This is a genomic window from Sphingorhabdus sp. (assembly GCF_029865925.1).
GTDB lineage: Bacteria > Pseudomonadota > Alphaproteobacteria > Sphingomonadales > Sphingomonadaceae > Sphingorhabdus_B.
On sequence record NZ_JARXAI010000052.1, the window covers coordinates 1 to 14,449 of the forward strand.

General features: G+C 54.9%; 8 protein-coding genes, 1 tRNA gene and 1 pseudogene. 4 read left to right on the forward strand and 6 right to left on the reverse strand.

Annotated elements, in window-relative coordinates; genetic code table 11:
• Positions 1-43 precede the first annotated feature (43 nt).
• From rpsA to QE270_RS04935, 3 genes are all read left to right on the forward strand, one after another.
• Positions 44-1,750 (forward strand): 30S ribosomal protein S1, encoded by a 1,707-nt coding sequence (gene rpsA, locus QE270_RS04925; protein ID WP_300036063.1) that lies wholly within the window; start codon positions 44-46, stop codon positions 1,748-1,750.
• Positions 1,751-1,956: 206 nt separating this feature from the next.
• A complete protein-coding gene (locus QE270_RS04930; protein ID WP_300036066.1) occupies positions 1,957-2,235 on the forward strand; it encodes an integration host factor subunit beta in 279 nt (92 codons plus the stop codon).
• 57 nt (positions 2,236-2,292) lie between these two features.
• Positions 2,293-2,378 (forward strand) — tRNA-Leu (locus tag QE270_RS04935).
• Between the two features lie 177 nt (positions 2,379-2,555).
• On the opposite strand, the gene QE270_RS04940 is transcribed toward QE270_RS04935, so the two are convergent.
• The 4 genes from QE270_RS04940 to QE270_RS04955 all read right to left on the reverse strand — a co-directional run bounded on the left by QE270_RS04940 (position 2,556) and on the right by QE270_RS04955 (position 10,519).
• Complete coding sequence (locus tag QE270_RS04940; protein WP_300036069.1) at positions 2,556-3,059, reverse strand: nuclear transport factor 2 family protein; 504 nt, start codon at positions 3,057-3,059, stop codon at positions 2,556-2,558.
• A 168-nt stretch (positions 3,060-3,227) separates the two neighbouring features.
• Complete coding sequence (locus tag QE270_RS04945) at positions 3,228-3,899, reverse strand: glutathione S-transferase family protein (RefSeq protein ID WP_300036072.1); 672 nt, start codon at positions 3,897-3,899, stop codon at positions 3,228-3,230.
• A gap of 246 nt (positions 3,900-4,145) precedes the next feature.
• The gene (locus QE270_RS04950; RefSeq protein ID WP_300036075.1) at positions 4,146-8,306 is read right to left on the reverse strand and encodes a translocation/assembly module TamB domain-containing protein; all 4,161 of its coding nucleotides are present in this window, start codon (positions 8,304-8,306) and stop codon (positions 4,146-4,148) included.
• The gene (locus QE270_RS04955) at positions 8,306-10,519 is read right to left on the reverse strand and encodes a BamA/TamA family outer membrane protein (protein ID WP_300036078.1); all 2,214 of its coding nucleotides are present in this window, start codon (positions 10,517-10,519) and stop codon (positions 8,306-8,308) included. The genes QE270_RS04950 and QE270_RS04955 overlap by 1 nt, the downstream gene beginning before the upstream one ends.
• A gap of 157 nt (positions 10,520-10,676) precedes the next feature.
• Here QE270_RS04955 and QE270_RS04960 point away from each other — a divergent pair, with 157 nt between their 5' ends.
• On the forward strand, positions 10,677-12,011 hold the full coding sequence (locus QE270_RS04960) for a nucleoside transporter C-terminal domain-containing protein (protein ID WP_300036081.1): 1,335 nt from the start codon (positions 10,677-10,679) through the stop codon (positions 12,009-12,011).
• A gap of 177 nt (positions 12,012-12,188) precedes the next feature.
• Here the strand turns inward: QE270_RS04960 and QE270_RS04965 are convergent, their stop codons facing one another.
• On the reverse strand, positions 12,189-13,259 hold the full coding sequence (locus tag QE270_RS04965; RefSeq protein ID WP_300036084.1) for a TIGR03032 family protein: 1,071 nt from the start codon (positions 13,257-13,259) through the stop codon (positions 12,189-12,191).
• Positions 13,256-14,449: pseudogene (locus QE270_RS04970) on the reverse strand (FG-GAP-like repeat-containing protein); the annotation flags it as partial. The gene QE270_RS04965 and the pseudogene QE270_RS04970, both read right to left, overlap by 4 nt.

The window sequence follows — 14,449 nt, forward strand, 5'->3', positions numbered from 1 at the left end:
AACCGGCTGGCCGGACAAAAAGTACGTAAGGAAACTCTAACCTATGGCAACTTCGCCAAACCCGACCCGCGACGATTTCGCGGCACTTCTCGACGAATCACTTGGTGGCGCAGACGGTGGCTTTGAAGGCCGCGTCGTAAAAGGCACCGTAACCGCAATCGACAATGACCATGCCGTCATCGATGTGGGTCTCAAATCCGAGGGCCGTGTGGCGCTGCGTGAATTCGCTATGCCCGGCCAAAAAGCCGACCTTAAGGTTGGCGACGAAGTTGAAGTCTTCGTCGATCGCGTAGAAAATATGAACGGCGAAGCCATGCTCAGCCGTGACCGTGCCCGCCGCGAAGCGGCGTGGGATGTTCTTGAAGGCGAATTCGAAGCTGGCAACCGCGTTGATGGTGTAATCTTCGGACGCGTTAAGGGCGGCTTCACCGTTGATCTTGGTGGCGCAGTGGCCTTCTTGCCCGGCAGCCAGGTTGACGTCCGTCCTGTGCGCGACGTCGGTCCGCTCATGGACATCGCGCAGCCATTCGTCATCCTCAAGATGGACCGCAAGCGTGGCAACATCGTTGTGTCGCGTCGCGCCATCCTCGAAGAAACACGCGCCGAGCAGCGCACTGGCCTTATCCTGAACCTTGCAGAAGGTCAGATCATCGACGGCGTTGTCAAGAACATCACCGATTACGGTGCGTTCGTCGACTTGGGCGGTATCGATGGCCTGCTGCACGTCACGGACATCAGCTACAAGCGTATCAACCACCCAAGCGAAGTTATCAACATTGGTGACACCGTTAAGGTTCAGATTGTTCGTATCAACAAGGACACGCAGCGCATCAGCCTTGGCATGAAGCAGCTGGAAAGCGATCCTTGGGATGCAGCCGTTGCCAAATACCCTGTCGGCACGAAGCTTAAGGGTGCGGTAACGAACATCACCGAATATGGTGCGTTCATCGAACTCGAAGCCGGTATCGAAGGTTTGGTCCACGTTTCGGAAATGTCATGGACAAAGAAGAACGTGCACCCTGGCAAAATCGTTTCGACCTCACAAGAAGTCGACGTTGTCGTTCTCGACATCGATATGGAAAAGCGCCGCATTTCGCTTGGTATAAAGCAAGCGCACGACAATCCATGGGCATCGTTTGCTGACAAGTTCCCCGTTGGTTCGACTGTTGAAGGCGAAGTCAAGAATGCGACCGAATTCGGTCTGTTCATTGGTCTCGATGGCGACGTTGACGGCATGGTCCACATGTCCGACATCGCATGGGGCATCACCGGCGAAGAAGCTTTGCACCTTCACCGCAAGGGCGAAACCGTCAAGGCGATCGTTCTGGACATCGACGCAGAAAAAGAACGTATTTCGCTTGGTATCAAGCAGCTTGAAAAGGGTGCCCCATCGGCAGCCGGTGCTGCTTCAGTTGGCGGCTTGAAGAAGGGTGCAACGACCACCGTGACTGTCCTTGAAGTGCGCGATGGCGGACTCGAAGTGCAAGCAGGCGAAGATGGTGCAACTGGCTTCCTCAAGCGCGCTGACCTTGGCCGTGACCGTGACGAGCAACGGCCGGATCGCTTCCAGGTTGGTCAGAAGTTTGACGCTATGATCACCGGTTTCGACCGTTCGAAAAAGCCAAACTTCTCGGTCAAAGCACTGCAGCTGGCTGAAGAAAAGCAAGCCGTTGAGCAATATGGTTCGTCGGATTCCGGCGCATCGCTCGGCGACATTTTAGGTGAAGCGCTCAAGGGCGCAAAGAAGTAAGCTTCGGCTGAAAACATCATCCGAGTTTTCGGATTAGAAACCCGCCCTTTTCCCAAAGAGCGGGTTTTTTGATGCCTAAGGACACGAGATGGCTGCAATATCATTGTAATATTCAAAAATTTCTGTCATTTTGTTCTCATTATTATGAATGCATAATCAAAAGTCACGCCACCCCCAAAATGTGGCCAGTAAGAAGAGGACACAGCATGATCCGTTCCGAGTTGATCAAGAAGCTGGAAACCGAAAATGTGGAACTGAAAACAGAGGAGATCGAAAAGATCGTCGATCTGTTTTTTGGTGAAATAATCCAGAGACTTGCCGATGGCGGTCGCGTTGAGTTGCGAGGCTTTGGCGCATTTTCCACGCGTGACCGCAGTCCGCGTAAGGGCCGCAACCCGCGCACGGGCGCTTCTGTTGAGGTGCCATCAAAGCGCGTGCCCTATTTCAAGCCCGGCAAAGAAGTCCGCGAACGCCTCAACACATAAGGAGTTTGTGCAAAGGCACTTGACCGTGCGGGCGTAATGCTGTCTGCGCTTGGTCAAGCGGATGTGGCGGAATGGTAGACGCTACAGACTTAAAATCTGTTGTCCGTAAGGGCGTGCGGGTTCGAGTCCCGCCATCCGCACCATATAGCCGTTTTTGCGGGGCGACAAAACTGCTTAGTTTGGACCCATCTGAGGCATTTCTGTGTTGATCTGCCCCCGTATTCTGGCTTTCTTCACCTCCGGTGCTATGTTTCCACTGAGTGGCCAATTCTAAGTAAGAATTGGCCACTCAGAAGCAAGAAAATCAGCTAAGATGAAGATCAGTCCTCAAAATCAGTTGACGCAGTAACGTGTGTTCCACCGTATGCTGCACTAGAGAAGTGACCAGCTTTCATGCGCCATTTACCATCCTTTTCTTTTACCCAAACATCCGTAACCCGAGTACGATATGGAGCATCGCGACCACCCACTAATCCCTCAACATAATAGCGCGCATAAACGATAGTTGGCGAGAGCTCCGTCGTCTCCACAAAGTGGGGAACAGTTATTCCTCCGCCTGCCTTCATGCTCTTTGCCCAACGCTCAGCAGTGGGTATAGTCAGTGGCTTATGGAAACTACCATCGGAGTTGGTAGCCAGTGTGCCAGACCGGCTTTCCATTTCGGCGACTGTTGCAGCGTCTTGGGCATTTCGAGCAGCCCAATACGCTTCAATAGCGGCTTCGACGGCCGTTTGAGAATTAGAATGGTTATCGGCCATCGCGGGTATGGAAATCAGATTGGACGCGAACAAGGCTGAAACAGCGGCTATCTTTAAAATGTTCATACAAATCACTCCATGTTTCAAAATTAAATGCAAAGGCAAAAACGCTGATGCCAACTTAATTGGAAACCTCTGTACCTTAGGTGTCAATTGATATTTTCTTCAAGTGTTCGTAGTCATCTATACCCAAAACTGATAAAATTTTTGTGGTAATTTCAGCCTCAAAAACGGCTAGAAATCTACCTGTTCATAATGCTTGGGAGGTGTGATGACTTCCATCCGCTCGGACAATAAAGGCCGGAAACTGGGGCGAGATTTAAACATAGCGAACCACGCTTTAGTCTGCTCATGTCCGTTCCAATCGATTCCGCCCAGATAATCGGCAACCGAAATTTGCGCAGCAGCGGCCAGATCGGCCATCGTGATTGTTGAGCCAGCCAACCACGCACGGTGGTCAATCAAATAGTCGATATAATCGAGATGCCCGTTGGCTAGCTTCATCGCTTCGCGCAGAACTTTGGAGTCGGGGGGCTGCCGATCAATAAGCCTTTTCTTCATCCGTTCATGCAAAAGTGGCTGCGTAACGTCGCCGTAAAACTGCTCGTCAAACCAAGCTACTAACCTGCGGGTTTCAGCACGATATTGCGCAGTCCCGCTGATCATGGGATTGGAGGAGACGGTCTCTTCAATATACTCAGAAATGGCGACCGAATCTACGAGCGTGATATTGCGTTCGGAATCGCGCATTACCGGCGTCCGTCCGGCTGGGTTCATTTGTAGAAACTCATCCCGCTGTTCCCAGGGATTTTCCCGCACCAAGCTATAAGGCACACCTTTTTCACCAAGCAGCAAACGTACTTTCCGTGAAAACGGACATAGCGGATATTGATGGAGATGCCACATGCGTATCTGTTAGGGCCCGTTAAGCATAATGTGAAGAGGGCGCACCCCAAAAGCATGGGCATTAATGCGATTTAACGTGTGCGCCCGGCTCGCGTTTGGCTTCCTTCGCCATTTGCGCATCGATTTTACCCTCGGCGGCCTGTATCTTTTTTTCTGTCTCCGCATATTGGGAGTCAAAATCCTGCTGGCACGCCGCAACGGATAATAGAGGTAACATCGCAGGTAAAAGACGAAGGGCGCGCCGCATCAATAGTCTTTCTTATACCGAATGTTGAGGTTCGACCTACCGCCGCTGCTGATTTGGCTGAGCACTGAAAGCGCGGGCGTAAGGCTAATCTCCAATTGCGTTGCGGTATAGCCGCGCGCGTCAGTGACGATTTCGATATAGAGGTCGTTGGTAATATACCGGCCAAACGCGACCGCCATATCCCGCCCGGTTTTTGCATCAGCACTTAATATGCGTAAACGGTCAAGCCCAGTGGCAGATTGCAGCACGCCAAGCGGATTGAGCCCCGCCGCCCCGCCGCGCAGGCTATTCAACGATCCGGCAAGTTGAACCGCCTGAATGGCCGACAATTCGCCAATGGAATTGCCAAACAATATGCGCGCCATGATTTCATCCTGTGGCAATGCAGGGGTTGAGCTAAAGCTGATGTCGGGATTCTGGCTAGTGCCGCGAATATTGACGCGCACTGTTGTTCCGTCGACCTCGCTGGCCGCCGCTAGGCGGATTGAAGGATTGCTTGCCGGGCCACCGTTAAACGAAACGCGTCCACTCTCCAGTTCAAAGGATCGTCCGGCAAAGCCAAGGGTGCCGCGCACCAGTTCCATATCGCCTGCAATCAAAGGCGCGTCGCTCGTGCCGGTTACCCGCAACTTCGCGCCCCATTCGGATTCAAGCTCCATGCCGCTGACATATAATTTGTCGGGCGCTTTAAGCCGGATATTGAGCTTCCAATTGCTCGGCAGTTTGCTGATCGGATCTGCGTCCCCCGATACGCGCGCACGGCTGGTCGGTGCTTTGCGGCGAATGCCTGACAGTGTCGCGACCCCTGCCGCACCTTGGCGGATAATCTTGAACCGCGTTTCTGGAAGACGCAGGTTGCCGCTGATCAGGGCTGCCCCGTCGGGTATGTTGGTTACGCTGATTTGCCCCGTGGCAGTCGACGAAATAAGTGCGCTTCGTGCCACCCGCGCCCGTTTAAGGTCAAGATTAAGCTGCACCGGAAAACTCTTGTCCGCGCTCAAGTTGACAATGCCTTTGCCCGTTACGGTGCCGCCCCCAGCTTTTGCTCTAAGTTCCGTTACGTCCAATTGGTCGTTGGTGAAAACGCCGCGCACGCGCAACTCTGTCAACCGCGTGCCATATACGTCGTTTTCGTAAAACAGGTCATTGGCCCGAACGACCCCCGTAAGCTGGGGGCTCTGCACACGGCCTGAAAAATCTGCAGCCACGCCAATGTTGCCGGTCAGACTTTGGTCCGCCAACGCAGCCAAAGAAAACAGCGTATCTGCAGGTCCGTTGTAGCGGACACCACCCGACAAAGGCGCGGCAAGCAAGCGTTCGCGCCAGCTTGCATTCCCAGGCGGCAATGGCGTCAGGTCCATCTGCAGCCGGCCCACTGCCACACCGCGCCTGCGGATGATGGCGCGTGCGTTGCCACCGCTGGGTAGCAATCTTGCGACTAGGCTGATGTCCACAGGCTGTGACCGCGCGCCCAGATTGGTCCGGACAAAGCGCTTGATTTCAAGCCGCGCATCGGCGCTTGGGAATGCGGCCGACGACGCCTGAGACCAATCAAGACTACCGGTTGCGCGGCCATTAATTTCAAGGCCCGGAATGAAGGGGTTGAGCAAGGCAATATCGACTTTGTCCAAGCGCGACTGCAGCGTGATTGCGTCGCCATAGCTGCCAGCCAATCGCAATGCGCCATCCGCGACCTTCATCGTGCTGGGCAGAACATCATAGCTGTTCCGGCGCGGGATGATTCGTATTGGTCCGTCAGTTGCGAAATCAATGCCATTGGCACGGCCCATTGCGGCAACGCGCCAAAGTTGCGGTGTAAAGTCGGCATTGCCTGCTATGCGGAAAGGCACTTTGCTTCGACCTTCAGCCAAAATTTGCGCAGTGCCGGAGCCCGCACGATAGTTCACCTTCAAGCGCGCGGCGGCGAGCGAAATGTCATTCACCACCGCATTTTCAACCTGCACATCCGCAATGATTTGCGGGCTGTCGTACAGGATAATATCTGCGTTCATTATGCCCCGCCCGATGGCGAGTTTTTGCGCGCCTGAAAGCACTGCATTCAGGGCAACGGCATCGATGATGGCGCGTTGGAACTTTCCTTGTGCCGACAATGCGATGGTTCCGTCAAAGCCCGAACCGATGCCATTTAATTTGCCCGCAAACGGGCCTGAGGCGGTCTGCTGAATTAGTCCAGTCACGCCGATACCCGAAAAATTGCCGCGCATGATGTCAATGGTCAATGGGCCGTTGCCCGCCAGCACATCCACATCGCCGCTAATGGGTCCGTAGTCGGTCGTCCCCGTTATCGCGATTGCATAGCCACGACGGCTTAACGTTACGACGCCAACGACGTCGGCCATGCCGACACCAAAGCCGGGACTGGTGGCCGTGATCCGGTAAACCGGACTGTCAAACGTGCCAGTCATGCCCACAAGCACTGGGCCATATTGGTTTGAGAAACCACGGCCGCTGAACACGACGCGCCCGCCTTCGGCAACATAGGTCCCGCTGCCGCTATTCAACCGGAATAGGGGTGACACCAAATTAGCGCGGGTAATCTGCAATATGCCGTCAGTGCCATAACGGATGCCCGCATTCACGAACATTTGCCCGCCTAAAAAATTCTGGAATCCTGCGCTAAACAAACGCGTTGATTGCGCCTTCACCGTGCCGACAAGGGCATAGCCGCGGCCACGTGTCGTTTCGAGATCGACATCGGCGACAATATTGAACAGACCAACCGAAGTGACCTGAAATCCATCGACCTGCCCGTTGAGCGCAGTGGTGTAGAACCCCTTGTTAATATCCCCCACAAGCAGCGCCGTCGCGGTAATCCGGTCAGAGCGGATTTTCAAATTGTCGGAGAGCAACCGTCCACCGGCGACCGCCAGATCACCGTTCAGCCCGACATTAGTGAGCAACCCACCCGCAATCTGGTTGATGCCTGTTACCCGCAGTGCCTTGGCATTGATGGGTATCACAAAGCGATCGGCTTTGCCTTCCGTTTTGCCTGTGATGATCACATTTTCAAAAGTTGTGGCATCGAAGGCAAGCCGCTGTGCGCTGGCCGAATACGCGATAGTTGGGCCGGAAAACGCGCCATTGAGTAAGGCTTTGCCGCGAACGTCAGTCCCGCTGACATTTGACCCGATAATGCCCGCGCGCAATAGGCCAATATCCAACTTAAGGTCTTTGAAAACGCCTTCGCCCAAATTGACCATTCCGTCGGCATCAATTTTAACGGCGGCGGAGCGGACTGTTCCCTTAAGTTGCGCCACGCGGTCCGCAAAAGTCGCCGCCATGTCCACAGTCGCAATGGGCGATAACGCGCGCATGAGCAAGCTATCCGCTATTATTCTGGCCGGAGCAGCGGTGCCCTTGACCGCAAACGTCCCATCGCGTGCCGTAAGCGCAATATCCGCGATATTTTCGGACGCCATTTGCGCCGTCAGCTTGCCATCCCATTTGCGCCAATCACCCCGGCCGCTTAAATTGGCCTTCAAGGGTACTTCGCGACCCATCAGGCCGGCGACCAAGCCTTTTGCCGGGGCATCAAGCCTCAGGTCGACATCGAAGCGATTGTCTTCTGGAACGGCATCGAGTTTCAACAGGATACGGTCGCCTCGGTTACTTCCGGCTCTGGCATCGATTATGGCGCGCCGGTCGGCGATGCGCACTTTACCCGACAAAGAGGCCACGTGCGCCGCACCGGTTACAGCTTTGGCAAAGACGATGCGGTCGACTTGTATCCGTTCAATGTTGATGTCGAGATCGGGTAAAAGCGGGTTGCCCCGGTCGGGTACAGCCCGAAACATAGGCATCCGTGACACATTCACTTCTTTTGCGATCAGCGCATTGATAGCAATGCCCCGCCTGAGATAGGAAAGCGGGTTCCAGTCGAGCCGGATTTCGGGAGCGCGCGCGAAGTCCCCCTTTAGATCGCGAAAGCGAACGTCGGACAAAATCGCGTCGCTATAGATCGACCCTTCGATTTTCCCGATGCGAATGTTGAGACCGTTTTCAAATTCAAACGCCGCAATTTGCCTTGCTACAAAGCTACGACCCGATTGGCTATCAAGCCATACATAACTGCCGGCCAATATCGCCACTGACAGCGCCGCGAAAGCCGCAATCCCTATAGCGAAGCGTCGCCAAAACATCAAAATGCCTGCCCAATCGACACATAAACGTTGAAACGGGACTCACCCGATCGGCGGTTCAATGGCGTTGCAAGGTCGAGCCGAACCGGGCCAAAACTGGAATAAAAACGGCCGCCGACGCCAACGCCGACGCGCCAGTCGTTAAATTTGGGTAGGCTCGATTCATAAGCTTGTCCCGCATCTAAAAAGCCAGCAACACCAAAATTGCCAAAGCGATAGCGTCCTTCAAGGGCGAATTCGTTCAAACTGCGTCCGCCAATCGGATCGTTGCTCGGGTCTTTAGGGCCAAGTTGCTGATAGCCGAAGCCACGCACTGACCCGCCTCCACCGCCATAAAACCGACGCGACGGTGCAAGGTTATCGCGCGAAATGCCCGACATCGTTGCAATACGGGCACGCGCAGCGACCACGATATCATCATTCACCGGGTAATAATAAGAACCGTCGAGAATGATGCGGACATAAGCTCGCTTGCCCGTTCCCAAAGAAGCTTCGGGCGATACGCGCACATTGACCCGATAGCCCCTGACCGGATCAAGCAAGTCGTTTGACCGGTCAAGGCCCAATTGTCCCGGCAAAGCGGCGATGTAATAAAGGCGCCGGTCGCGCGTCCCGCGCGCCAATTCAAACGCATTTTCGGAAGTGGCCAATATTTCGGCGCCAATCGACCACGTAAATTTCTTCTGCCAAATCGGTGTCGAAACAAAGGCCATCATTCCTGCAAGCTGGCCAGTGTACGCCTCGAATGCATCATACTTGCTATGTAATGCAGAGAGCGCAATCTCCAGATTCCGGTCACGCCGTCCCGCATTCGCGCGGGCAATGGCAACACTTGCAGCTTGCTCCTGCGTGCCAAGCAGCCCTGTAACCTTGAGCGATCCTTCTGGTGGAAAGAGGTTGCGATGGGTCCAACTACCCTCCGCGCGAAGACCCTGCCCCGTGCCGTAACCAGCGCTTGCCGCTAAGGTGCGCGGTGGGGAAGCCTCCTGACGGACAAGTAAATCGGCATAAGGGGTCCCATCAGGCGCAAGACCTTCCCCAGGGAAAGCTTCAACCGAGACAGTGGACAGCAATCCCGACGTGATCAATGCAGCGCGCAGATCATCCACCTTGCGGCTATCGTATAGATCACCCGTTTTAAATCGCCGCAATATGGCAACATGTTCTGCATCAAATACAGGCGTTCCCTCGGTGCGCAGTTGTCCGAAATAACTGCGTGGACCAGTGTCCACAGGCAAGGTATAATCGCCAACGCCGGTTTCGCCGTCTAACAAAATGTCGCGCTGGCCAACGGTAGCAAACGGATAGCCGTTCTGTGGCAGTTTAACCGAGATATTTGCCTCTGCAGCCATAATGACATCTGCAACAATGGCATCGCCCATTCTGGGCGCAAAGCTGCCGCTGATAAGGTCTGTGGGCTGCACTGCAGGCGCAGTAAAGGCAATCTGTCCCAGATGATAAAGGCGTCCCGGCACTAACGTCAGGACCACGTTAATCGTCCCGGCATCGGTAGCGGACACGTCCGACTTCAGCCGCACCTCGGCATCAAAAAAGCCCTGACCGTTCAGAATGTCCAACAATAATTGGCGGTCAGCACGGGCGCGTTGAGCGACCTCAGCACGACTGTCAGCCCGGCCTCCACCATCTTTTAACGCTGACAGACTGTTGAACCGGGCACGAACGTCACGCCATGCTGCCGCCTCAACTGCTACGGCATCTGCATCCTTTGTCACGTCCGCTGTTTTAATTGCATCTAAGCCATCAACGCGCACAGCGTAGCGCATGGCCAGTGCTTCGCGTTCGGCTGCTTGCGTCGGTTCAGTGGGTGGCTCTGCATCAAAACTGTCGATAGGCGGCAGCGGGTCATCCAAAAGTGGGTCTGTATCGGGCGGATCGGGGAGCAGTTCAACCACATCGCCATCTTGAACCGCCTTGATCGCAGCGTCTGCTGCGGTTTGAGCGGCCTGTTGCCGAGCCGATCCACCCTCTTCACGACTTTCCTGCGCCGCAGCCCATGCTTGTATGCTTTCCAATGGGGCGTCGTCGAGCGAAGGGGTGGCTTCGTTGAACTCAGTGTCCGTTATAATCGGCGTTTGGGGCGGGACTGCACCTTGGGCCGCAGTTAAAGGCGCGGGTGTTTGGACGTCAGGATTTTGGGCAAGCAGCGGCGTCGCTGCGCAACCCAGATATAAAAAGGCAATTGATCGGATCAAGCAGACATCCCCCCGCCCCAACCTCACCTCACACAAAAAGGTTCCGCCTAGACTTACGGATATCCGATACCGCCAACGGTGCGTTATGCAAACAAGAACCCGAAGCAGAAAAATTCAGGCCTGCCTCGGGTAACTTTTAGCTATGGCGTAATCTCGAATGTTGGATACGGGTGCTTTGGCGCGGCAGGCGCCGTTAAACACAATTTGGAAAATTCTTATGGGTGTGATGGCTATTCTGCAGCAGGGTCAAGGATTGATCGGCATCACCTTTGTACTTCTGCTGGCGTGGGGATTATCGGAAGATAGGGCCGCGCGCCCTTCATGGCGGTGGTTATTCGGCGCCTTGTTTTTACAGATTGCCGTTGCGCTTGCGGTGACGCGGGTACCCTTTATTTGGACACTGGTTGGCTACGTAAATACGGCAGTATCATCGATCGAAAAGGCCACCTTGGTCGGATCAAGCTATATGTTCGGCTATACCGGCGGCGCGCCGATCCCGTTTCTGCTGAAACCCGGCGTTGAACCTCCGGTCATCGTCGCTTTTCAGATTTTGCCGCTTATCATCGTCTTTTCAGCAATCTCGGCTTTGTTATGGCATTGGGGCGTGTTGCGCGCGGCCGTAAAAGGTCTCTCTTGGGCCTTACAAAAAACAATGGGCGTTAGCGGTGTTGTCGGCCTTGGGGCGGGAACCACAATGTTTCTTGGCGTTGTCGAGTCACCGCTTGTCCTGCGGGCATGGTTTGAACGGATGAGCCGATCTGAAATGTTTATGATCATGGTGCTCATCATGGCCACGATTTCAGGCGCTATTCTCGTCCTGTACGCATCCACGCTGTCGAAAACCGTTCCCAACGCGGTAGGCCATATGATTGTAGCTTCCCTCATTTCGCTGCCTGCCGCGATTTTGATTGCCCGACTGATGGTCCCCGGCGACGGAAGCGTGACCGCCGACAATGCCCAAGCTGATTTAAAATATGAAAGCAGCATGGATGCCATTATCAAGGGCACGATGGAGGGTGTTAGTTTGGTGCTGGCCGTCATTGGCATCATCATCGTTGTGTTTGCACTCGTCAATCTGACCGATCAGATGCTATCCTGGTTGCCTTATGTCGATGGCGCGCCGTTCACTCTGAAACGCGGTTTCGGTTGGCTATTTGCCCCGCTGATGTGGAGCATTGGCATTCCGTGGGATCAAGCTCCCGCTGCGGGGGCATTGATGGGTACGAAAACGATTCTCAACGAATATGTTGCCTATCTTGACTTGGCAGCATTGCCGGCAGGTACCTTTGATGCCCGCAGCCTGTTGATCATCACTTATGCGCTCTGCGGGGTCGCAAATCTGGCCAGTGTCGGCCTTCTGGTGTCCACTATTTCTACCTTGGCACCAGGCCGACGCGCAGAGGTCTCAGCGCTTGGTATGAAGAGCTGGGTTGCGGGGAACATGGCGTCCGCGATGACTGGGGCAGTCATTGGCCTTGTGACGTGGGTCTAAACATTTTCGGGCGCTAGCTTTTCCCCGTCAGCATTCAATAAACAGCTTAGCCGCATAAAGTAGGAGAGTGTTTTGTGTTCATCGCAGTGACTGTAAGGAACGAAGATAAACCCAAAACACCTTGAGTGGAAAGCTGCGGCGGCGTCCGGCGTGATCTGATCCAGCGCTTCGGTCTTCTCAGTTCGATGTGTTGGTTGCTTCCGGGAGGGGTTCGGGCTTGATCGCAAGGCGAATTTCCTCACTGCGGAACCCAAGTGCCATGGGGCGCGTAACACCCGGCAGCAGCGCGACATCGTAAATTTCCTCGACAATGCCAGCAATTTCCAAGCGGTGCTCGATATCTCCGCTAAGCAGATTGACGATGCAGATCGCGCATTGCGCACCGATACCTTCGGCATCCAGCCGCTCGTTGAGGGGCAGGCCTTCGAACGTTCGGCTGTTGCGCGGACGTGAGAGGCCAATCACAGCGTAATCGCCTGTGAAGACAAGTCCACGGGGAAAGCCAGGCAGGAAGCACAGGGGTTCGAAGGAACCGGTGTTTACATCAATCTTGCCAAATTCGCCGGTGCCTGCCTGTAGCATCCAAAGCTGCTCGCGGTAGAGCCTCGGCGAATGCGGCATCGACAGCCCTTCTGCGACGATCTCCCCGCTCGCCACGTCAAGGACCACGCCACCATCGCGCCGTTTGTCGCGCCAACCCTCGAAGACATTGGTGCGCGACAGGCATGTTACATAAGCGGGTTTGCCATCCTGCATGGCCATTCCATTCAGGTGACAGCGATCCTCTGCGGCAAGCCGGTCGATAAATGGCGGGCGCCAAACTTCGCGAAAGCTTCCCCGATGGGACAAGGTTGCAAGACAGTTGAAGCGGGTGGCGACGAATATGGGATTGCCGTCTGCATCCTCATGGATGTCATGGATGTCGATATCGCCCGTAGTATGCCCGCTGACAGGAACATAGAGTGCATCATAAGCATCTTGCATCTGGCCGGGATCGAGGAAGTTTTCGAAGCGCCAAAGCTGGTAGACTGAACTCATCCAGAAGCGGCCCGGACCAGTTCCAAGCCCCATGGGGCGTTCAAAGGTGCGTTCAAAGACCGAGAGCCGGCCATCGGGTTGCATCCCGATGAAAAACACCTTGCCCGCCTGATAGGTGGTGAAGGCCAGACTGACACCGGCATTCTTGAGCCAGGCTGAAAACAACCGCGAGCCATGGAATTCAAGCGCAGGAGGTTTGTGGTCAGTCATACAATCGCAATTGAAGCAGAGTTTATCGTGTTATTCAAGAATGTCGTAAGCTCCGTAGGGTTATAGCCTTCGACAATTACAAAGGTATCAGTATCGAGTGCAATTTGCGTGTTGCCGCTACCATTCAGGGTAAAGGTCGGTCTGCTACTGAGGCCGAAGGCGCTGAAATCAAGGGTATCACCTGCGCCAAAGTCCAATATCCTGACCGTTCCAGGGCCGTCGCTTATCACGAACGTATCGGCGCCAGGGCCACCGGCAAGCCGGTCACTGCCGCCACTGGTGGTGATCACATCATTCCCAAGCCCACCAAAGATGATGTCATCAGCTGTAGTGCCTAAGAGAGTATCATTGCCAGTGGTGCCAACCTGCGTGACGGCCTCTGTGAAATTACCGCCAAACACCACATAGCTCTTGCCGGCGTTACCTTTCCCGTTCGGGTCGGCGAGATATGCCCCCACGATCAGATCGTCAAAGCCATCGCCGTTCACATCGCCCGCAGAGCTGACGGAGGTGCCCGAACGGTCACGTTCCGATGCCCCGTTGATCACAAAGCCGCCGATGCCGTTTGCAATATCCGAGAGGTTAACCTGCGTCACAGTCCCAGTATCGTTGCCAAACACCACATAGCTCGCGCCGGCATTATAGGTCTCGTTCGGGTCGGCGCGATATGCCCCCACGATCAGATCGTCAAAGCCATCGCCGTTCACGTCGCCCGCAGAGCTGACGGAGGCGCCCGAACGGTCATCTGCCGATGCCCCGTTGATCACAAAGCCAAGGTTGCTAGTGCCGCTTGCAATCGCAGAGAGTTCAACCGGCGTCCCATCAGTCCTGCCAAACACCACATAGCTCGCCCCGGAATAGTTCAAGCTGTTCCGGTCGGCGTAAGGTGCCCCTACGATCAGATCGTCCAAGCCATCGCCGTTCACATCGCCCGCAGAGCTGACGGAGCGGCCCGAACGGTCACCTGCCGCTGCCCCGTTGATCACAAAGCCAAGGTTGCTAGTGCCGATTGCAAACCCCGAGAGATCAACGGCGGCGTTCGTATTTGAGATCGCAATTGAAGCAGAGTTTATCGTGTTATTCAAGAATGTCGTAAGCTCCGTAGGGTTATAGCCTTCGACAATTACAAAGGTATCAGTATCGAGTGCAATTTGCGTGTTGCCGCTACCATTCAGGGTAAAGGTCGGTCT

Excerpts from the sequence above, each read along its gene's own strand:
- rpsA (WP_300036063.1), top strand. The coding sequence starts at position 44 with ATGGCAACTTCGCCAAACCCGACCCGCGACGATTTCGCGGCACTTCTC.
- QE270_RS04930 (WP_300036066.1), top strand. The coding sequence starts at position 1,957 with ATGATCCGTTCCGAGTTGATCAAGAAGCTGGAAACCGAAAATGTGGAA.
- QE270_RS04940 (WP_300036069.1), bottom strand. The coding sequence starts at position 3,059 with ATGAACATTTTAAAGATAGCCGCTGTTTCAGCCTTGTTCGCGTCCAAT.
- QE270_RS04945 (WP_300036072.1), bottom strand. The coding sequence starts at position 3,899 with ATGTGGCATCTCCATCAATATCCGCTATGTCCGTTTTCACGGAAAGTA.
- QE270_RS04950 (WP_300036075.1), bottom strand. The coding sequence starts at position 8,306 with ATGTTTTGGCGACGCTTCGCTATAGGGATTGCGGCTTTCGCGGCGCTG.
- QE270_RS04960 (WP_300036081.1), top strand. The coding sequence starts at position 10,677 with ATGTTGGATACGGGTGCTTTGGCGCGGCAGGCGCCGTTAAACACAATT.
- QE270_RS04965 (WP_300036084.1), bottom strand. The coding sequence starts at position 13,259 with ATGACTGACCACAAACCTCCTGCGCTTGAATTCCATGGCTCGCGGTTG.